The sequence below is a fragment of the Bacillus sp. REN10 genome (assembly GCF_016820555.1).
GTDB lineage: Bacteria > Bacillota > Bacilli > Bacillales > Domibacillaceae > Bacillus_CE.
The window spans coordinates 33,028-52,171 of sequence record NZ_JADHDW010000011.1; the positions used below are offsets into that span (position 1 = coordinate 33,028).

General features: G+C 40.3%; 21 protein-coding genes and 1 pseudogene. 17 read left to right on the forward strand and 5 right to left on the reverse strand.

Annotation, left to right across the window (positions count from 1 at the left end):
- Positions 1-13: 13 nt before the first annotated feature.
- The 6 genes and pseudogenes from ilvC to IRB43_RS17915 form a co-directional block, all read left to right on the forward strand.
- Positions 14-1,039 (forward strand): ketol-acid reductoisomerase, encoded by a 1,026-nt coding sequence (gene ilvC / locus IRB43_RS14060; RefSeq protein WP_203364124.1) that lies wholly within the window; start codon positions 14-16, stop codon positions 1,037-1,039.
- Positions 1,026-2,573, forward strand: coding sequence for a 2-isopropylmalate synthase (locus IRB43_RS14065; protein ID WP_203364125.1), 1,548 nt, complete (start codon positions 1,026-1,028; stop codon positions 2,571-2,573). Before ilvC ends, IRB43_RS14065 begins: the two co-directional genes overlap by 14 nt.
- 18 nt (positions 2,574-2,591) lie before the next feature.
- Complete coding sequence (gene leuB, locus IRB43_RS14070; protein ID WP_203364126.1) at positions 2,592-3,701, forward strand: 3-isopropylmalate dehydrogenase; 1,110 nt, start codon at positions 2,592-2,594, stop codon at positions 3,699-3,701.
- Between the two features lie 84 nt (positions 3,702-3,785).
- Complete coding sequence (gene leuC / locus IRB43_RS14075; RefSeq protein ID WP_203364127.1) at positions 3,786-5,198, forward strand: 3-isopropylmalate dehydratase large subunit; 1,413 nt, start codon at positions 3,786-3,788, stop codon at positions 5,196-5,198.
- Positions 5,199-5,211: 13 nt separating this feature from the next.
- Complete coding sequence (gene leuD / locus IRB43_RS14080) at positions 5,212-5,793, forward strand: 3-isopropylmalate dehydratase small subunit (RefSeq protein WP_203364128.1); 582 nt, start codon at positions 5,212-5,214, stop codon at positions 5,791-5,793.
- Between the two features lie 210 nt (positions 5,794-6,003).
- Positions 6,004-6,128: pseudogene (locus IRB43_RS17915) on the forward strand (hypothetical protein); the annotation flags it as partial.
- 184 nt (positions 6,129-6,312) lie between these two features.
- Here the strand turns inward: IRB43_RS17915 and IRB43_RS14090 are convergent.
- Positions 6,313-6,528: an alpha/beta-type small acid-soluble spore protein gene (locus IRB43_RS14090; RefSeq protein WP_203364129.1), complete on the reverse strand. Its 216-nt coding sequence runs from the start codon at positions 6,526-6,528 to the stop codon at positions 6,313-6,315.
- Between the two features lie 274 nt (positions 6,529-6,802).
- Here IRB43_RS14090 and IRB43_RS14095 point away from each other — a divergent pair, with 274 nt between their 5' ends.
- On the forward strand, positions 6,803-7,063 hold the full coding sequence (locus tag IRB43_RS14095; RefSeq protein WP_095479911.1) for a metal-sensitive transcriptional regulator: 261 nt from the start codon (positions 6,803-6,805) through the stop codon (positions 7,061-7,063).
- 64 nt (positions 7,064-7,127) lie between these two features.
- Here IRB43_RS14095 and IRB43_RS14100 read toward each other — a convergent pair whose 3' ends face one another.
- The gene (locus tag IRB43_RS14100; RefSeq protein WP_203364130.1) at positions 7,128-7,322 is read right to left on the reverse strand and encodes a hypothetical protein; all 195 of its coding nucleotides are present in this window, start codon (positions 7,320-7,322) and stop codon (positions 7,128-7,130) included.
- Positions 7,323-7,475: 153 nt separating this feature from the next.
- Between IRB43_RS14100 and IRB43_RS14105 the strand changes: the two genes are divergently transcribed.
- From IRB43_RS14105 to IRB43_RS14115, 3 genes are all read left to right on the forward strand, one after another.
- Entirely contained in the window at positions 7,476-8,612 is a 1,137-nt protein-coding gene (locus IRB43_RS14105) for a DUF445 domain-containing protein (RefSeq protein WP_343070884.1), read from the forward strand.
- 63 nt (positions 8,613-8,675) lie between these two features.
- Positions 8,676-9,029 (forward strand): YlbF/YmcA family competence regulator, encoded by a 354-nt coding sequence (locus tag IRB43_RS14110; RefSeq protein WP_203364131.1) that lies wholly within the window; start codon positions 8,676-8,678, stop codon positions 9,027-9,029.
- Between the two features lie 85 nt (positions 9,030-9,114).
- Complete coding sequence (locus IRB43_RS14115; protein ID WP_203364132.1) at positions 9,115-9,978, forward strand: HAD family hydrolase; 864 nt, start codon at positions 9,115-9,117, stop codon at positions 9,976-9,978.
- 172 nt (positions 9,979-10,150) lie between these two features.
- On the opposite strand, the gene IRB43_RS14120 is transcribed toward IRB43_RS14115, so the two are convergent.
- Complete coding sequence (locus IRB43_RS14120; protein ID WP_203364133.1) at positions 10,151-10,408, reverse strand: hypothetical protein; 258 nt, start codon at positions 10,406-10,408, stop codon at positions 10,151-10,153.
- Between the two features lie 136 nt (positions 10,409-10,544).
- Here IRB43_RS14120 and IRB43_RS14125 point away from each other — a divergent pair, with 136 nt between their 5' ends.
- On the forward strand, positions 10,545-12,035 hold the full coding sequence (locus tag IRB43_RS14125; protein ID WP_203364211.1) for a coproporphyrinogen III oxidase: 1,491 nt from the start codon (positions 10,545-10,547) through the stop codon (positions 12,033-12,035).
- A gap of 141 nt (positions 12,036-12,176) precedes the next feature.
- Positions 12,177-12,953, forward strand: a complete 777-nt coding sequence (locus IRB43_RS14130) for an enoyl-CoA hydratase (protein ID WP_481748157.1) — start codon at positions 12,177-12,179, stop codon at positions 12,951-12,953.
- A gap of 83 nt (positions 12,954-13,036) precedes the next feature.
- On the opposite strand, the gene IRB43_RS14135 is transcribed toward IRB43_RS14130, so the two are convergent.
- Complete coding sequence (locus tag IRB43_RS14135) at positions 13,037-13,222, reverse strand: YhzD family protein (protein WP_203364135.1); 186 nt, start codon at positions 13,220-13,222, stop codon at positions 13,037-13,039.
- Between the two features lie 115 nt (positions 13,223-13,337).
- On the opposite strand from IRB43_RS14135, the gene IRB43_RS14140 reads away from it, so the two are divergent.
- The 5 genes from IRB43_RS14140 (at position 13,338) to IRB43_RS14160 (ending at position 18,047) form a co-directional block, all read left to right on the forward strand.
- Positions 13,338-14,237 (forward strand): ATP-binding cassette domain-containing protein, encoded by a 900-nt coding sequence (locus IRB43_RS14140; protein ID WP_203364136.1) that lies wholly within the window; start codon positions 13,338-13,340, stop codon positions 14,235-14,237.
- Positions 14,230-15,477 (forward strand): ABC transporter permease, encoded by a 1,248-nt coding sequence (locus IRB43_RS14145; protein WP_203364137.1) that lies wholly within the window; start codon positions 14,230-14,232, stop codon positions 15,475-15,477. The genes IRB43_RS14140 and IRB43_RS14145 overlap by 8 nt, the downstream gene beginning before the upstream one ends.
- A 119-nt stretch (positions 15,478-15,596) precedes the next feature.
- The gene (locus IRB43_RS14150) at positions 15,597-16,796 is read left to right on the forward strand and encodes an MFS transporter (protein WP_203364138.1); all 1,200 of its coding nucleotides are present in this window, start codon (positions 15,597-15,599) and stop codon (positions 16,794-16,796) included.
- 49 nt (positions 16,797-16,845) lie between these two features.
- Positions 16,846-17,790 carry a 3'-5' exoribonuclease YhaM gene (yhaM, locus tag IRB43_RS14155; protein WP_203364139.1) on the forward strand — a complete coding sequence of 315 codons (945 nt, stop codon included), beginning with the start codon at positions 16,846-16,848 and terminating at the stop codon, positions 17,788-17,790.
- 80 nt (positions 17,791-17,870) lie between these two features.
- Positions 17,871-18,047 carry a sporulation YhaL family protein gene (locus tag IRB43_RS14160; protein ID WP_203364140.1) on the forward strand — a complete coding sequence of 59 codons (177 nt, stop codon included), beginning with the start codon at positions 17,871-17,873 and terminating at the stop codon, positions 18,045-18,047.
- 47 nt (positions 18,048-18,094) lie between these two features.
- Here the strand turns inward: IRB43_RS14160 and IRB43_RS14165 are convergent, their stop codons facing one another.
- On the reverse strand, positions 18,095-19,003 hold the full coding sequence (locus IRB43_RS14165; RefSeq protein ID WP_203364141.1) for a peptidylprolyl isomerase: 909 nt from the start codon (positions 19,001-19,003) through the stop codon (positions 18,095-18,097).
- Between the last annotated feature and the right edge of the window lie 141 nt (positions 19,004-19,144).

Genomic DNA, 19,144 nt, shown 5'->3' on the forward strand with positions numbered 1-19,144 from the left:
AGGATGATGAAAAATGGCAAAAGTATATTATAACGGAGATATTAACGAAGCGGTATTAGCAAACAAAAAGGTAGCAATCATCGGTTATGGATCTCAAGGTCACGCACATGCACAAAACCTTCGCGAAAGCGGCGTAGATGTAGTAGTTGGTTTAAGACCAGGGAAGTCTTGGGATCAAGCAGAAAAAGATGGTTTCGATGTAAAATCTGTGCGTGAAGCGAGTGCAGAAGCGGATTTAATCATGATCTTACTTCCAGATGAGTACCAAACAGCGGTATACAAAAATGAAATCGAGCCTGAGTTAACAGCAGGAAAAGCTTTAGCATTCGCTCATGGATTTAATGTCCATTTCAATCAAATTGTTCCGCCAACTGATGTTGACGTATTCTTAGCGGCACCAAAAGGACCAGGTCATTTAGTTCGCCGCACGTATACAGAAGGTGCTGGTGTTCCAGCGTTAATCGGCATTTATCAAGATGTAACGGGTCAAGCAAAAGAGATCGCTCTTGCTTACGCGAGAGGCGTGGGAGCAGGACGTGCAGGAATTATCGAAACAACATTCCAAGAAGAAACAGAAACGGATCTATTCGGTGAGCAAGCGGTACTTTGTGGCGGGGCATCTGAACTGGTGAAAGCTGGATTTGAAACATTAATTGAAGCAGGATACCAACCGGAAGTTGCTTACTTCGAGTGTTTACATGAATTAAAATTAATCGTTGACCTAATGTACGAAGGTGGACTTGAAAGAATGAGATATTCAATCTCTGATACAGCACAATGGGGAGATTTCGTATCAGGTCCTCGTGTGATTACAGCTGAAACGAAAGCGCGTATGAAAGATGTCTTAACTGACATTCAAACAGGGAAATTCGCAAAAGGCTGGTTGTTAGAAAACCAATTAAATCGTCCTGAATTTACAGCGATTAACGAACGTGAAAAACAACATCCAATTGAAGTGGTAGGACGCGAACTTCGTGAAATGATGCCATTTGTTAAACAACAATCGAAGAAGGAAGTGAAGGCTGGTGCGCAAGATTGAGATCTTTGACACAACGTTAAGAGATGGGGAACAATCAGCGGGTGTCAACTTAAATACCATTGAAAAGTTAGAGATCGCAAAACAGCTAGAACGACTCGGAGTAGACGTCATTGAAGCGGGCTTTCCTGCCGCTTCAAGAGGCGATCTAGAAGCCGTTCAATTAATTGCCAATACCATCAAAAATAGTTCGGTCACAGGACTTGCCCGCTCGCATCAAAAAGACATTGATGCCACTTGGGAAGCGTTAAAGCAATCAGCTGAGCCAAGAATTCATGTCTTCCTTGCTACTTCGCCGATTCACCGCGAATTTAAGTTGAAGATGAGCAAAGATGAAGTAGTCGAACGTGCGGTTGAAGCCGTCAAATATGCGAAACAAAAATTTGCTAAAGTGCAATTTTCTGCAGAAGATGCATGTCGAACTGAGCTTGATTTTCTAGCTCGTGTCACAGAAGCGGTGATTGATGCTGGAGCTACAGTGGTAAATATTCCAGATACTGTTGGTTACATCACTCCGCAAGAAATTAAAGAAATTTTTACGTATTTACGAGAAAACGTATCAAATATTGATAAAGCAATTTTATCCACACATTGTCATGACGATTTAGGAATGGCAACAGCCAATTCATTAGCAGCAATTGAAGCTGGGGCAGGGCAAGTGGAAGGAACAATCAATGGAATCGGTGAGCGTGCAGGAAATGTGGCTCTTGAAGAAGTGGCCGTTGCTCTTCATATTCGCAATGATTTTTACAAAGCTTCAACAAATATGAAGCTAGATGAAATTAAGCGTACAAGTAATCTTGTGAGCAAATTAACGGGCATGATCGTCCCAGCTAATAAAGCGGTCATTGGCGACAATGCTTTTGCTCATGAATCCGGCATTCATCAAGATGGCGTATTAAAAGAAAAAACAACGTATGAAATTATTACGCCAGAGCTTATCGGTGTGAAATCAAATAAATTGGTACTTGGCAAACACTCTGGTCGACATGCGTTCAAAAATAAAGCGATCGAGTTGGGCTTTGAATTAACGGATGACAAATTAAATGAAGCTTTTCAAACATTTAAAGATTTAGCGGATAAGAAGAAAGAAATTACCGATGAAGATTTATTCTCCATTTTGGCTGACAAACAGACGGAAGCTGTTGATGTAAGCCACTATATTTTAAATACGATCCAAGTTCAGTATGGGACAGAAAATATTCCAACGGCAACGATTTCAGCCACTCTTCCGGATGGTCAAAATGTCACCGAAGCCGCAACAGGTTCAGGAAGTGTAGAAGCGATTTACAACACACTAGAGCGTTTGTTAAAAGGTCCAGTGAAATTGCACGACTACAAAATCAATTCAGTCAGTGGCGGACGTGATGCCTTAGCTGAAGTGTATGTGCGTGTCAATTATAACGGAATGGATTCAAGCGGTCGCGGCACAGCACAAGATGTTCTAGAAGCGTCGGCGCGTGCTTACTTAAACGCAGTGAATCGTGTCTTAACGATTGAAGCGCAGCAACAGGATGTTCAAAAAGCTCACATTTGATGTAACGGAGGGGTTAACGTGAAAAAGAAAATTGCAGTATTACCGGGAGATGGAGTTGGCCGAGAGATTGTGAAAGGAGCCACTTCCGTTTTAGCAGCGATCGGACAACGCTTTGGTCATGAATTCGAGATTGAGTATGGTGAAATTGGAGGAGCCGCTATTGACTCTTCTAATACACCTCTTCCAACAGAAACGCTGGAGCTTTGTAAAAGAAGTGACGCTGTGTTGCTGGGAGCAGTAGGCGGACCGAAATGGGACCACTTGCCATCTCATATCCGTCCGGAGCGAGGGCTACTAGCTATTCGTAAAGAACTTGGCCTTTTCGCTAATTTACGTCCAGTCATTGCTTTTCAAACTTTGCTGCAATCTTCTCCGCTTAAGCCTGAAATTGCAGAAGATGTGAATCTAATGATTGTGCGAGAGCTAACAGGTGGCTTATATTTCGGAAAGCCGAGTGAACGTAGGGGAGAACAGCAAGATGTGGTTGTTGATACTCTTCAATATACAAGAAAAGAAATTGAACGAATTGTGGATAAGGCGTTTGAATTAGCTGTTGTGCGTCAAAAGAAACTGACATCTGTGGATAAAGCGAATGTATTAGAATCAAGCCGAATGTGGCGTGAAATTGTGAATGAGAAGGCAAAATTATATCCGCAAGTTGACGTGGAGCATATGTATGTCGATGCGGCGGCGATGAAGCTTGTGAGCCATCCGAAAGATTTTGATGTTGTTGTGACTGAAAACTTATTTGGAGATATTTTGAGTGATGAAGCATCGATGATCACTGGTTCACTAGGCATGCTTCCATCCGCTAGCTTACGTGCAGACGGCTTCGGCTTGTATGAGCCTGTGCATGGGTCGGCACCTGATATTGCGGGACAAAACAAAGCAAACCCAATGGCGATGATTTTATCAGCGGCATTGATGTTGAAATATTCGTTTAACCTTCGTGAAGAGGCAGAATCCATTGAACAAGCGGTACAAGAAGTATTAAATGCCGGTTATCGTACGAGCGATTTGCAGATGGAGGGCGGAACGGTTGTTGGCACTGATCAAATGATTGAATTAATTGTTCAAAGAGTAGAAGAAGGGTCCGCTATTTCTTCGATTATGGGTGCTTATATGTAATAAAGAAACATAGGTGGATTCCTCGCTTCCTTGAAGGAAGCAGGAATCCCTCTTTTTTAAAAAAAGCTAGTGGGGGGGCTGTTTATGACACCGAAAACAATTATTGAAAAAATTTGGGAGAAACATGTCGTACATAGAGAAGAAGGAAAGCCGGATCTTTTATACATTGATCTTCATTTAGTTCATGAAGTAACTTCTCCACAAGCCTTTGAAGGGTTGCGCATGAACAATCGCAAAGTAAGGCGTCCTGATTTAACGTATGCTACGATGGATCACAACGTACCAACCGTCAATCGTCATATTGTGAAAGATCCTGTTTCAAAGACACAGATGGAAACATTAAAGCTAAATTGCCAAGAGTTTGGAGTTGAACTGTCAGATATCGATCATCCAGACCAAGGGATCGTCCATGTAATCGGTCCGGAGTTAGGTTTGACGCAGCCAGGGAAGACGATCGTTTGCGGAGACAGTCATACTTCGACTCATGGAGCTTTTGGGGCATTAGCCTTTGGAATCGGTACAAGTGAAGTAGAACATGTACTGGCGACGCAAACATTGTGGCAAGCTAGGCCGAAAACATTGCAAATTAAAGTTAATGGCAAACTGGGATTTGGCGTGACAGCAAAAGATTTAATTTTAGCGGTTATTGCCAAATACGGGGTGAACGCTGGTACAGGTTACATTGTTGAATATACGGGCGAAGCGATTCGTGGTTTATCAATGGAAGAGCGCATGACGGTGTGTAATATGTCAATTGAAGCTGGCGCACGGGCTGGATTAATTAGCCCAGATGAAAAAACAGTAGAATACTTAAGAGGTCGTCGTCACGTTCCTGAAGGCGAAGCATTTGAGCAACTAGCTGAGCAGTGGTTAGCCCTTGCTACTGATGAAGGGGCACAATATGATCAAACCCTTGAAATTGAAGGGGAAGAGATTGAACCACAAGTAACATGGGGAACTAATCCTTCTATGGGTAGCGGAATTAGCGCTACGGTTCCAAACCCTAATGATTTTGACCGGGAAGCGGATCAAGAGTCAGTAGCAAGAGCATTGGAATATATGGGTCTAGAAGCGGGAACGAAATTAGCAGATATTCCAATCGACTATGTATTTATCGGTTCTTGTACGAATTCACGTATCAGTGATTTGCGAGCAGCTGCAGAAGTGGCAAAAGGGCGAAAGGTACAGCCAGGTGTAACGGCGATTGTTGTACCAGGTTCGCAAGCGGTGAAACAAGTAGCAGAGTCAGAAGGTTTAGATCAGATTTTTACTGAAGCGGGCTTTGAATGGCGCGAGTCGGGTTGTAGCATGTGTTTAGCGATGAATGATGATATCGTTCCTTCAGGTAAGCGGTGTGCATCGACATCTAATCGTAACTTTGAAGGACGCCAAGGAAATGGAGCGAAAACACATCTTGTGAGTCCAGCTATGGCGGCTGCGGCTGCAGTGACTGGTAAATTTACAGATGTTCGCCAATTAGTAGGCGTGCAACAATAAGGGGGAGAATGAAATGAAAGCAATTAATCAATTTAATGGTGTTGTCTGCCCTCTCAATCGTACCAATGTCGACACGGATCAAATTATTCCGAAGCAGTTTTTAAAGAGAATTGAGCGTCAAGGTTTTGGTCAATTTGTCTTCTATCATTGGCGTTTTAATGATGAAGGTGTAAAAAAAGCTGACTTTGTCATGAATCAACCGCAATATGAGCAGGCAGAAATATTAGTAGCCGGTGAGAATTTTGGCTGTGGATCATCGCGTGAGCATGCACCTTGGGCATTGTTAGATTACGGATTCCGCGTCGTCATTGCCCCAAGCTTTGCTGACATCTTTTATAACAACTGTGTGAAGAACGGCATTTTAGCGATTCGTTTAACGGAGGATGAAGTTCAAACGATTATGAAAAAGGCAGAGGAGCCAGAGTACCGTTTGTTCATTGATTTGAAAGAGCAGCATATTACTGATCAAAATGGCTTTGAGGCTTCATTTGATATTAATCCTTATTGGAAAGAGATGTTATTAAACGGCTGGGATGAAATTGCTGTTACGTTGAATTTAGAAGCAGAAATTGCTGCATATGAACAGCAGCAATAAAGAGGAAAGAAGGTGTCCAGAGGGATGCCTTCTTTTTCTTTTACAGATAGGATGGGGCAGCTGTTTATTTAGAAAAACGACTAATTTCTTCACAATGCTGATAGATTTTATTACATAAAAATAATGAGCTCTTTTCTTTTTTTAATGAATGTTTTATGGGAAAAGAGGGAAAAGTGATAGAGGTAAAGTTTACAAAGAGGGAGAATTGATGTGCAATATCGAATAGAAAGAGCTACTTTAGGTAAGTACAGGTTGAAACTGATAAATATTGGGGAGCGCAAACGCAGCGCAGCAAAGAAAATTTTCAAATTGGGATTGAAAAAATGCCACTGGATTCATCCAAATGATGATGTAAAGGGGATTAATACGGATCCTTCTTTCGACCCTAAAGTGACAGAGCAAATCAAAAAACAAACTGACAGCTGGGTCAATCCAATAGAGATGGTTCATTTGAAAAAATAAGATGAGCCCTTGAAAAGATTCAAGGGCTCTAGCCATAAATATGAAGTTGTGAAGATGTTATTTTTGTTGGAAGCCGCTCATTTGTTGTTGAGCCATTGCTACTAAGCGTTTTGTGATTTCTCCACCAACAGAACCGTTAGAACGTGAAGTCGAATCTGGTCCAAGATTTACGCCAAACTCAGAAGCGATTTCATACTTCATTTGGTCGATAGCTTGTTGTGCACCTGCAACTAGTAATTGATTGCTGTTGTTGCTGCGATTTGAATTTGTCATGTTTGTCATCTCCTGTTGTATGATTTTTGGTTGGGCCACTGGAATTGCACCAGTCCTTTTTTAAGAGGCCAGACTATCTGGTAAGCCCATTAATATGAGTGACTTGCTGCTTGTATTACTATTATGTTTTCTTTTTTACTGTTTATTCACTGATAACTTGTGGTAATTTATTCCTTTTTTTGTTTTGCTGAGAAAAGCGTTTTTTTCAGCTCTATGCTATACTGTTGTTACAGAAACTATCGATTACAGAGTAATTTGAACGAGGTGGGGAAAGATGGATCATAATCGTGAAGTAACAAATAGATTGCGACGGATTGAAGGCCAAATTCGCGGCGTGATTAAAATGATGGAAGAAGAGAAGCACTGCAAAGAAGTCGTGACTCAATTATCTGCTATTCGATCAGCAGTTGACCGCTCGATTGGGTTAATCGTTGCTAAAAATCTTGAAAGTTGTATTCGTGAGGCAAATGAAAAAGGTCAAAATGCCGAAGAAGCGATTCAAGAAGCAGTCAATATGATTGTTAAAAGTAGATAAGTTGTCCAACAAGTAAGTGCCTGACATCCTCTGTAGGTATCAAGCACTTACAGGACAGCTTTTTTTATTCTCCAGGAAGCGTTTCATCAACGAAAATATGTGCCTCTTCAATATTAGAAGTGATTTCGTCTTCTCTCATATGAACAGACCCTCCAGAAAGTCCCTCATTAATCATGCGATCGACGTCTAAAAAGGCTTTATCCTTTCCTTCAAATTGAGTATCTGGAAGAAAGGAAAATTCCGTATCTTTTTTCTTCATTAAAACAACCTCCTTTACCATTAATTTGTGCATAATCAAAGTTTTTATGCAGTCGTCTTATAGAGGACAAAATTTGCTAAGATTCACTAAAAAAACTTATAATGGAAGAGCCGATTATGATCGGTGATGAACATGTTGGCAGGTGAATAGGAAGTGAATTTCTTTTGGGTTCTTGTATTTATGGTTGTCATTGGGGCAGCTATTGGAGCGGTGACGAACTCCATTGCGATTAGAATGCTGTTTCATCCGTATCGTCCGTACTATATTGGAAAGTGGCAACTGCCATTTACACCTGGATTGATTCCGAAAAGGCGGGGCGAATTGGCAGAGCAGCTTGGAAAGATGGTTTCGGAATATTTACTAACGCCAGAAAGTATTGAGCGGAAGTTAAGTCACCCCGATTTTCAAAAAGATATCGTCTCTCTTTTACAGCAAGAAGCAAGGCCATTTCTTGCTTCAGATAAGACGATCGCCGAAGTGCTGGAGAAGGTGCATATCGATGAACCAGAACAAAAAGCAGAACAATGGGTAGAGCAATGGATTGATAAAAAATATCGTTACATAAAAGATTTTTATATCGATCAAACCGTTAGAGAATCACTTCCTTCTGAATGGTTAGATAAAATGGAAGTGAAAATTCCACAAGTATCCGATTACATCATTCATAAAGGCATCGATTATTTCTCTAGCTTAGAAGGGCGTCAACGAATCAAAAAAATGACGGATGATTTTCTGGCCGAGTGGGGCAAGCTTGGTAGCATGCTACAAATGATTCTTGGCAATACGACGCTAGAAGACAAAATTCAGCCAGAAATATTAAAGTTTTTAAGAAGCCCTGGCACAAAAGAATTAATGGATACACTGCTAAGAAATGAATGGGAAAAAATTATCGATTGGAAATGGTCTTATGTTCTGACTCAATTTTCTGATGAAAAAGCATTACAAAAAGGAAAAGCGTTTGTCCTTCGACAGCTGAACCTTCATGCTTTATTTGAGAAATCTGTGTCAGATGTCATGAAGCCATTTGAAGAGAAAATTATCTCTGACATCATTCCAACTGTAGTGGCAAAAGGCGGTCATTTTGTGGCGGCACGTATTCCAGCGATGATGGAAAAACTTCACATTGCTGAAATTGTGCGTCAACAAGTGGAAACCTTCTCATTAGAGCGGTTAGAAGAAATGGTGCTAGAAATCGCGAGACGAGAATTGAAAATGATCACTTTCCTTGGCGGATTGTTAGGGGGAGTCATCGGATTGCTTCAAGGGATAATTGTTGGACTATTTTCTTAAAGTCCCGCATAATCATGATACAGTCTGTTAAAGTGAATTCACAAAATATGAGGAGGAACAGCAATGGCAATCAATTTATATGATTTAGCTTATGAATTAGAGAAAGGTGTACGTCAAAGCCCAGAGTACTTGCAGTTAAAGCAATTATATGCAGAAGTAAATAATGATCCAGAAGCAAATAAAGTCTTTTCTGATTTCCGGGATATTCAAATGAAATTACAGGAAAAGCAAATGACAGGACAAGACATTACTGAAGCAGAAGTTCAACAGGCACAACAATCTGTTGCACTTATTCAGCAACATGAGAAAATTGCTAAATTAATGGAAGCGGAACAGCGAATGAGCATGGTGATTGCGGATTTAAACAAAATTATTTTAAAGCCGCTTGAGGAAATGTACGGTCCTGTTGTTGATTAAGTAGAGAAGAGCACCCAATTGGGTGTTCTTTTTTTATTTTGTGCTTCATATTTTTAACGTAAGACAACATGAAGGGGGAACGAAGATGGCTTATCGGTTACTAGCAATAAATGTAGTCGGAGTTTTCTCACAAGACAATGGGCGTGTGAGCAGAGCGACGAAAGAGGCGATTGAATATGCAAATAAGAAGAAGGTGTCGATTTTATTATTTTCTGAGCGACAGTACCCATTTGTTAAAAAAATAGCGAAAGCTTTACAGTCAGAAAGTCACCTTGTTGCCCATAATGGCGCATATGTTATTTCAAGTGAAAATAAACCAATGTATATTCAGAGGATTTCTGAAGAGGATACATTTGATTTAATACAATTTTTGGAATCGTTTGATTGCCAAGTGACGTTAGAAAGTGAAAATTTTTCTGTAAGTAATAAAGGAAGACTGCCAGCGACATTAGTGAAAAGGACCTTGTGGCAGCGAACTCAAAAGTTTCTTTACTCACAATACTTTGTCGACTCTTTAGAAGACCATTTATTAGATGAACGAATTTCGCCGTTATCTATCCAAGCAACTTTTCAAAATAGAGAAGAGAGAGATGAAGCGTTACAAGCATTAATCAATATGTTTGCTGATGTTCAGTTTATGAGCAGAGATCATAATAAAATTGAAATTGTAGCGGCTGGTGTTTCGAAATGGAACAGTATTGTATATATAGCAGAACAGCTTGGCATTTCAAGATCAGAAATTGCCGTAATTGGTGTCAGCACGGATGATCAGCAAGCAGTTCAACAAGCAGGAATGGGCATTGCTATGGGGAATGCCGATCCAGAAGTAAAGGAAGCAGCCGACTGGATTACAAGAACGAATAGACAAGAGGGCATTGCCTACGTAGTGAAAGAACTTTTACGACATCAGCGTAAAAATACAGCTGAAGAAATGAATAAAGTGGATTAAGCGGTGCGAACAAGCCGCTTTTTTTCGTTTAACGTGTTTCCTTTATCTCATACGGCTGGTTTCAGTCCATACGTCGCTCATCGGTGCCTTCCGCTTTTCGTATTGTCCAGCTCCAGGCGCTATCGGCTCGAGGTCAAAAGCCAAGCCGGCCAAAAGGTTAAAAAGCAACCTTTCAGCCGACTTGTCTTTTGCTTGTCGCCGATGATCGAGCGCCTTCCGCTTTTCTTGTTGTCCAGCTCCGCCTCCTAGACACTCGAGTCAAATGCCAGCCTGACTGCATGGCTGAAGAACGCCATTCCGTCATTCTGTCATTTGCTTGTCGTGTCTGAACAGTCGTCTCCGCTTTTCTTGTCCAGCTGTAGGCACCAGCGACTAGTGTGCTTCCGCCATCCTCCTTACGATAAGTCAACATCGATTCACTAACGTTCATCGTGTTTCCTTTATCTCATACGGCTGGCTCCAGTTCATACGTCGCTCATCGGTGCCCTCCGCTTTTCTAGACTTGACCTTGTTGTTTGGTTTTCAGTATGCTAGATGGAGCAAATTGTGTAGAAGGGTGATTGGATTTGTTAATTAGTGTGAAAGGTTTAGATGATGAGCGGTATGAACGGCCGTTGCGGCTGATTGCCAATTTATTTTTTGAGGAAACAGAGATTGATATGAGTGGAATGGACGGCTCTCTTGAAGTAGCTTTTACCGTGACTGGAGAAACAGATGTGAAAGCGGAGGCTGTTTTAACGATAAAGGAAAGCGGAGAACAATTCGTTGCTCAATATGAGAAACGAATCACTGCTGATCATGAAAAGGAGTATTTTAAGGAATTAAAAAATGTTGTGTCGCGCGTGTATTTACATGTGTTGCAGGAATATACGGGGATTGTACAAAAATGGGGCATTTTAACGGGCGTTCGCCCAACGAAGCTATTGCATCGTCAAAATCAAGCGGGTGTTCCAGCTGAGATTGCTCATCAAAAGTTGCAGGAAGATTATTTAATGACAACAGAGAAAACGGAGTTAATGCAACGAATTTTAGAACGGCAATTAGCGATCGTTCCTGATCTATATGATTTAAAGAAGGAAGTCAGTATTTATATCGGAATTCCGTTTTGCCCGACGAAGTGTGCGTATTGTACATTCCCAGCCTTTGCTATTCAAGGAAAGCAAGAGCGTGTGTCCTCCTTTTTAAGCGGATTGCATTTTGAAATGGAAGCGATTGGCCGCTGGTTGAAAGAAAAAGGTGTACGTATTACGACGGTTTATTACGGAGGAGGAACACCGACGGCTATCACTGCCGAGGAAATGGATGAGCTTTATGAGCTCATGTATCAAGTGTTTCCTGATGTAGAGAACATTCGTGAAATTACGGTTGAAGCTGGGCGACCAGATACAATTACGCAAGCAAAGCTAGACGTATTAAAGAAGTGGAAGATTGATCGGATTAGTATTAATCCGCAATCGTATACCCAAGAAACGTTGAAAGCAATCGGGCGTCATCATACAGTGGAAGAAACGATTGATAAGTATCAGCTAGCTAGAGCGAACGGCATGAATAATATTAATATGGATTTAATTATCGGTTTGCCGGGTGAAGGATGCGAGGAGTTTAAGCATTCGTTGGATGAGACGGAAAAGCTGATGCCGGAGTCGTTAACAGTTCATACGCTTTCATTTAAAAGAGCTTCAGAAATGACGCAAAATAAAGAAAAGTATAAAGTAGCGGATCGCTCAGAGGTCGAACAAATGATGAGCATGGCAGAACAGTGGACAAAAGATCATGGATATGTACCTTATTACTTGTACCGTCAGAAAAACATCCTTGGAAATTTAGAAAATGTCGGCTATTGTATGCCTGGACAAGAGAGCATTTATAATATTGTAATTATGGAAGAAGTACAAACGATTATCGGCATTGGCTGTGGAGCAGCAAGTAAATTTATTGATCCGAATACGGGAAAAATTGAGCATTTTGCTAACCCGAAAGATCCGAAAACATATAACGAACGGTTTGAAGAGTATACGAATAAAAAAATTGCCATTTTAAATGAGTTATTCAAATAAAGGAAAACTTTTTCTTACTTCTTTCTTTAAAGAAGTAAGTTTTTTATTATAAAAATTCTAAATTTTTAAAAAATAACCTATGAATGATGCTTCATTTTTTGTATCCTTAATATTAAGGAGGGGATTAGTAAAATGAGTGAATTGGAAACGGTTAAATATGATATTACTGGGGGAGTGGCACGAATCATTTTGAGTCGTCCACAATCAATGAATGCACTCAATGTGCAAATGATGGAAGAATTGCTTACTTGTTTACAAGAAGTTAGCCAAAAAGAGCATGTAAAGGTGGTCGTGCTGTCAGGAGAAGGACATGCGTTTTCTTCAGGAGGAGATATTAAGCAAATGCTCACGGGCTTAGATGAGCGGCAATTCTTTAAAGTCATGGATACTATTTCAGCCTTGGTTATGACGTTGTACAAAATGCCGAAAGTAACAATTGCAGCGATTCATGGTGCCGCAGCAGGATTAGGCTTGAGCTTAGCACTTGCCGCTGATTATGTCATTTGTGGGGATCAAGCCAAGATTGCGATGAATTTTATCGGTATAGGTTTGATTCCTGACGGAGCCGGCCACTTTATGATGGAAAGGCGAGTAGGGGAAGTGAAGGCGAAACAGCTCATTTGGGAAGGGAAAGTTATGAGCGGCTTAGAAGCGGAAGCAATTGGACTGGTGGACCAAACGGCAGAAGATAGCCAATTGGCTACAAAAGTGGAGCAGTTGATTAACTATATTAAGCAAAAGCCTCTAAAAGCGATGATTGCCACAAAGAAAATATATGTAGAGCTTCAAGAGGACAAACTAATCCAATCATTGCAATTAGAAAAACAAGCTCAGCTTGATATGAGACAAACAGAAGATCATCAAGAGGGGATTCAAGCGTTTATCGAAAAGCGTAAACCGGTGTTTACAGGGCGTTAATATGGAATAAAAAGCATCCATTTTGATAGTTGATCAAAATGGATGCTTTTCTTTAGATCAAAAGGGCACTTCCAATTTAGTCATTACACATGAAATAGTACTAGTTTTCCCAGAGGTGAGGTGCAGCGATGGGTGTGTTCTTCGTAAGCATGACGATGAAGGATTTCTTGCCCGATTGTTTTTGCTTCTTCATCGTTTTTGGCTTCAAAGGCTTCGTCTAATAATTTTTCTCCGTTTTTTTCAAAGACTGTTAGTTTGTAAGTTTGCATACGGTTTCCCCCTTATCGTTGTATATATTTATTTTACATGAATTTAGAAAATTTTAAAAATAATCTTTGCGGAACTTTTTGGCATTTGATTCGTAGAACATAAGGAGGTGATTAAGTGATGCTAGTTTTGGATCATGTAACAAAAAAATTTGGAGATTTCATAGCGGTCAATCAACTGTCACTAAACATTCCGGAGAAGGATATTTTCGGCTTTTTAGGAGCAAATGGGGCAGGGAAGACGACAACTTTCCGCATGATTTTAGGGTTGATGCAGCAAACGGATGGTCGTATTACTTGGAAAGACCAATCAATTAATTACGATATGAGTGCTCATATTGGCTATTTGCCTGAAGAAAGAGGACTGTATCCAAAAATGAAAGTGAAGGAACAAATTGTTTATTTAGCAAGATTGCGTGGAATGGATAAGAAAAAAGCAGCGAGCGAAACGGATCAATGGCTAGAAAGGTTCAATGTGCCAGATTATGCGAATAAAAAAGTAGAAGAGCTGTCGAAGGGGAATCAGCAAAAAATACAGTTTATAGCGTCAGTTGTTCATCAACCGCAGCTATTGATTCTTGATGAGCCTTTCAGCGGTTTAGACCCGATCAATGTTGAATTATTGAAACAAGCGGTCATTGAATTAAAGGAGAACGGGACGACGATTGTTTTTTCTAGTCACCGAATGGAGCATGTGGAGGAGCTATGTGAGCATTTATGCATTATGCATCACGGTCGACCAGTGGTGCATGGGAACTTGAGTGAAATTAAACGTTCGTTTGGCAAGAAGAATGTGAAAGTGCATGCGGATTTTGATGTGAGCTTTTTAGCGAGCGCTCCAGGAGTGTTGAAATCGAAAAAGACAGCTGAAGGGATCATTTTGCAAATTGCTGAGGAAGAGATCTCACAGCGAATTTTTTCTGAGCTGCAAGGGAAAGGTTTCGTACAGAAATTTGAATTAGAAGAGCCTTCTTTAAACGATATCTTTATTGAAAAGGTAGGTGCTTCGTATGAATAGTTTTTGGTTAATGCTGTCTCAATCGTATATAAATAAATTTAAAACGAAAGCCTTTCTACTAACGACGATCATCGTTGCGATCGTTATTATGGCGGGTGCAAACTTTGAAAAAATAGTTGATCTGTTTGAGGGGGAAAATGAACAGACGAAGATTGCGGTAGTTGATGAGTATGGAACACTTTTTCAACCGCTTAAGCAACAGCTTGCGATGCAAAAGAGTGAGATCGAATTAACGAAAGCGCCAAAGCAAACGGAGGCTCAATTAAAAAAGGATGTAGAGAACGAAAAATATGAGGGATATATCCTTTTAAAAAGAAATGAACAAGGTTTACCTACAGCTACATATAAAGCATTAAGTGTGGCAAATAGTACGCTAGTTAACGAGATTAGTCAAGCCTTACAAATGATTAAAGGTCAAGAGATGGCGAGTAAGTTAAAGTTATCGCCAGAAGAAATGGCTCTTTGGAATGCTCCTGTAGATGTCGAAAAAGTAGCACTAGCTAAAGAAGCAAAATCAGAAGAAGAAATGATGCAAGCTCAAGCACTTGTATATGTTTTATTGTTCTTTATTTATCTATCGGTGATTATTTACGCAAATATGATTGCTTCTGAAGTAGCGATTGAAAAGTCGTCAAGAGTGATGGAAATTTTGATTTCAAGCGTGTCCCCGGTGAAGCAAATGTTTGCTAAGATCATCGGCATTGGTTTGCTTGGGATGACACAAATGGCCGTTTGGCTTGGAGTTGCTTATTATGCATTCTCCAGTCAATCAGAGGATTCTGTTGTCAGTTTATTAGGGTTAACAACGCTTTCCGCTCCGCTGCTCATTTATGCGGCTGTATTTTTCCTTCTTGGCTATTTTTTATATGCTACAATTTCGGCATTATTAGGCTCGCTCGTTAGCCGGTTAGAAGATGTTCAGCAAATGATGATGCCGTTGACTTTCTCGGTAATGATTGGTTTCTTTCTGTCGATGTATGGCCTTGGAAATCCAGAGTCTTCGTTTATTACGATTAGCTCCTTTATCCCATTCTTTACACCGATGATTATGTTTGTCCGTGTAGGCATGTTAAACATTCCGACGTGGGAGGTTGCGACAGGAATTGGGATTTTACTCGTCTCCATTATCGTATTAGGCGTGATTGGGGCAAGAATTTACCGGGGTGGCGTGTTAATATACGGAAAATCTAGTTCATTGAAAGATATCAAAAAAGCAATTCAATTATCGAAACATCAATGATTAGAAAGGGGCCTGCTATAAAGGGCCTCTTTTCTGTCTTTTTTCTATGTAACCACTCGCACATAAAGTAATAATTGGTTAAAATAACAATACTGCTATAAGTAAGAGGGGAAGCTATTATGGAAAAAAAGAAAAAAGGTCCATTATTATTGCTCAGCTTTAATTTATTTATCATCATGGTTGGAATCGGTCTTGTCATTCCGATTTTGCCGTTTTATGTGGAGAAGTTTGGAGCGGGGGCAAGAACACTTGGGGCATTGATTGCTGTGTATTCTTTTATGCAATTTCTGTTCGCGCCAGTATGGGGCAAGCTATCCGATAAAATTGGGCGAAAACCATTAATTACAGCTGGTTTGCTTGGGTTTGCGGCTGCAGAGTTTCTGTTTGCCTTTGCTGCGGGAATATGGATGTTATTTATTGCGCGAATATTAGCCGGAATATTTGGCTCAGCCTTAATGCCAACTGCGATGGCTTATGTCTCCGATGTGACCACGCCTGAAGAGCGCGGTAAAGGGATGGGGATTTTGGGGGCATCTATGGGACTTGGAATTGTCATCGGTCCTGGTATTGGCGGCTGGCTCGCTGAATATGATTTATCATATCCGTTTATTTTCGCTGGAATCGCAGCCATTGTTGCGGCCGTTGTATCTGTGCTTGTTTTGCCGGAATCGTATTCGAAAGAACAGCGGACGCAAGATGCACAGAAAAAAGCAAATGAACCATCGGTCAACCAATGGGAACAATTTAAACAGACGATATGGAGCCCTGCTGGATTTCTGCTATTTCTTGTTTTCTTATTAAGTTTTGGTCTTGCTAATTTCCAATCGATCTTTAGTTATTATTCATGGGAGCGTTATAACTATGGACCGAAAGATGTAGGTCTGATTATGTTAATCATTGGGTTAATCGGCACATTTGTGCAAGGATATGGGGTTGGAAAAGTAACAAAAAAATTTGGCGATCGCAATACGGTGCTTGGCTCATTAATGCTGAGTGCAATTGGTTTTGTGATGATGACAACGGCTACCAATTTTGTCGGTGTCATCATCACAACGGGAGTGTTTTTTATCGGAAACTCGATGCTGCGGCCATCCGTTAATTCTTTGCTTTCCAAATACGCCGGTTCGAACCAAGGGTATATTATGGGATTAAATAATTCATTTTTAAGTCTTGGCAATGTCGCTGGTCCGCTTGTGGCCGGTATGTTATTTGAATGGAATATCCACTTGCCTTATTTATTTGGTGGAGCGGTGATGTTGGTTGGATTCATATTGACGTATCGTTTTGCAATGAAACATAAAGTACAAGAAGCAAGATAACATTCTATGTTATCATTTACTTATCGAGTTGAAGGAGGGAAAAGCAGGCATGTCTCAAGGAATTACACATTATGAAGCTGGACAAAGTGTGGATTGTTATTTACTTATTAAATCTTCTATGAAAAGCATTGCAGTCAACGGCAATCCGTATTTAACGCTGATCCTGCAAGATAAAAGCGGAGAAATTGAAGCGAAATTATGGGATGCGAAAGAAGAGACGGAAAAACAATATCAGCCTCAAACGATTGTAAAAGTAACAGGGGAGATTCAAAATTACCGCGGAAGAATGCAATTGAAAATTCGCCAAATTCGTCCTGCTAATCCGCAGGATGGCGTGAAAGTCAGTGAGTTTATTGAAACAGCTCCGATGACACAAGAGGAAATGACAGATATTATTACGCAATTTATTTTTGAAATGAAAAATCCGCATATTCAGCGCATGACGCGTTTTCTATTAAAAAAGCATCATGCGGCGTTTCTTGAATTTCCAGCTGCGACGAAAAATCATCATGAATTTGTCTCAGGTCTTGCTTTTCATGTTGTGTCTATGCTAAAGCTAGCAAAGTCTATCGCAGATCTCTACCCGTCATTAGATCGCGATTTATTATATGCCGGTGTGATTTTGCATGATTTAGGAAAAGTGATCGAGCTCTCTGGTCCTGTAGCGACGGCTTATACGGTAGAAGGAAACTTGCTTGGGCATATTACGATTATGGTGAATGAAATTGGCAAGGCGGCAGAAGAGCTTGATATTGAAGGGGAAGAGATCATGATTTTACAGCATATTGTTCTCTCTCATCATGGAAAAGCAGAATGGGGTAGTCCGAAACCGCCAATGGTGAAAGAAGCGGAAATTCTTCATTATATCGATAATTTAGATGCGAAAATGAATATGCTAGATCGGGTATTAGAGCGAACGAAGCCAGGGGAGTTTTCAGAGCGAGTATTTGCTTTAGATAATCGATCTTTCTATAAACCGAATTTTTCTTCCTAACATGTCCTGAATGGGACATGTTTTTTTTTATTCCTAATATATATAGTAACGAATGCGAGTCCAAGAAAGGGGAGAGAGCCATGACATTTCCATTATGGATGTATGTCGTAGTAGCAGGAATTTTTTTCAGCGCATTTATGACAGTGAAGACATCGAAGGCTGAAAGAAAGGCTGAGATGGATTATATTGAGCAAGAAGGGCAAGTATATATTCAAAGGATGGAAAAAGAGAGAGCCTTGAAAATGAAAAATGAATGATAAAAGAGATGGTTCCATGTGTAAAAGGAACCATCTCTTTTTGTGGCTTATTTTTCTTCTTTGTTTTCTTCTTTCGGTCCGCCTTCAGCAGGAGCTGATTTGCTTTCGAAAGCGCCTTTTAAGTCAGTATCTTTTACTTTAACGTCTGCTGCTTTTAATTCCTTATCTAGTTTCTTCTGAAGCTTAGCAGGATCTATTTTGGCAGATTTGAGTTCGTCCGTTAATTGCGCCTTCATATCTTCAAATGATTTTTTCTCTTTTTTGTCAGTAATTTTAATAATATGGTAGCCAAAATCAGTTTTTACTGGCTCGCTAATTTGTCCGACTTTTAATTTAGGCAGTGCCGCAGCAAATTCAGGAGCGAATTGTTGGCGTGTTTGGTTATCAATCCAACCTACACTTCCTCCGTTTGCAGCTGAGCCTGGATCTTCAGAGTGCTCTTCAGCTAATTTCTCGAACTTTGCCCCTTTATCTAGTTGTGCCTTAATGTCTTTCGCTTTCTTTTCATCTTCTACTAAAATATGGCTAACTTCGACTGGTGCCTCCCACTTGTCGTAGTATGCTTTTAATTCCTTGTCGGAAATTTTCATATCTTCCGTAGCTGCTTTTTCACGTAGCAACTGTGATTTAATTAATTTTTTAAAGCCTTTTTCATCTATACCGTATTGAGCTAGGAACATTTCGTATTGACTCCCTAGTTGCTCTTTTGCTTTCTTTAATTCTTTATCTAATTCTTTATCGGATACAGAATATTTTTCTGAAAGGACTTTGTCGTACACAAGCTCTTGAAGAGTTTGTTCCATTTGCTGTTTGTTGTTTTGTTTCATGGCATCATAAAGCTCGTCTTTTGTCACATCGCCTGCTTTTGTTGTGACAACGACATCGTCACTTGCACCGCATCCAGCAAGGCCGACTGCCCCTGCTGCTAAAGAAATAGATAGTAACCATTTTTTCATTCTTATTAACAACTCCCTGGTAAGTTAGCCGGCTTTTTGGTAAGCTGCGGCTTCTGCAATTTTATTCTAGGACATACTATAACATATTTTCATGAAGTAGCCAAAAATTTGCACTAATAAAAGCGAGCCAAGGTTGGAAAG

Excerpts from the sequence above, each read along its gene's own strand:
- leuC (WP_203364127.1), top strand. The coding sequence starts at position 3,786 with ATGACACCGAAAACAATTATTGAAAAAATTTGGGAGAAACATGTCGTA.
- ilvC (WP_203364124.1), top strand. The coding sequence starts at position 14 with ATGGCAAAAGTATATTATAACGGAGATATTAACGAAGCGGTATTAGCA.
- IRB43_RS14100 (WP_203364130.1), bottom strand. The coding sequence starts at position 7,322 with ATGAAGAAAAAAGATACGGAATTTTCCTTTCTTCCAGATACTCAATTT.
- IRB43_RS14165 (WP_203364141.1), bottom strand. The coding sequence starts at position 19,003 with ATGAAAAAATGGTTACTATCTATTTCTTTAGCAGCAGGGGCAGTCGGC.
- IRB43_RS14095 (WP_095479911.1), top strand. The coding sequence starts at position 6,803 with ATGGATCATAATCGTGAAGTAACAAATAGATTGCGACGGATTGAAGGC.
- IRB43_RS14090 (WP_203364129.1), bottom strand. The coding sequence starts at position 6,528 with ATGACAAATTCAAATCGCAGCAACAACAGCAATCAATTACTAGTTGCA.
- IRB43_RS14160 (WP_203364140.1), top strand. The coding sequence starts at position 17,871 with ATGACATTTCCATTATGGATGTATGTCGTAGTAGCAGGAATTTTTTTC.
- yhaM (WP_203364139.1), top strand. The coding sequence starts at position 16,846 with ATGTCTCAAGGAATTACACATTATGAAGCTGGACAAAGTGTGGATTGT.
- IRB43_RS14120 (WP_203364133.1), bottom strand. The coding sequence starts at position 10,408 with ATGAACGTTAGTGAATCGATGTTGACTTATCGTAAGGAGGATGGCGGA.
- IRB43_RS14110 (WP_203364131.1), top strand. The coding sequence starts at position 8,676 with ATGGCAATCAATTTATATGATTTAGCTTATGAATTAGAGAAAGGTGTA.
- IRB43_RS14145 (WP_203364137.1), top strand. The coding sequence starts at position 14,230 with ATGAATAGTTTTTGGTTAATGCTGTCTCAATCGTATATAAATAAATTT.
- leuD (WP_203364128.1), top strand. The coding sequence starts at position 5,212 with ATGAAAGCAATTAATCAATTTAATGGTGTTGTCTGCCCTCTCAATCGT.
- IRB43_RS14115 (WP_203364132.1), top strand. The coding sequence starts at position 9,115 with ATGGCTTATCGGTTACTAGCAATAAATGTAGTCGGAGTTTTCTCACAA.
- IRB43_RS14150 (WP_203364138.1), top strand. The coding sequence starts at position 15,597 with ATGGAAAAAAAGAAAAAAGGTCCATTATTATTGCTCAGCTTTAATTTA.
- IRB43_RS14135 (WP_203364135.1), bottom strand. The coding sequence starts at position 13,222 with ATGCAAACTTACAAACTAACAGTCTTTGAAAAAAACGGAGAAAAATTA.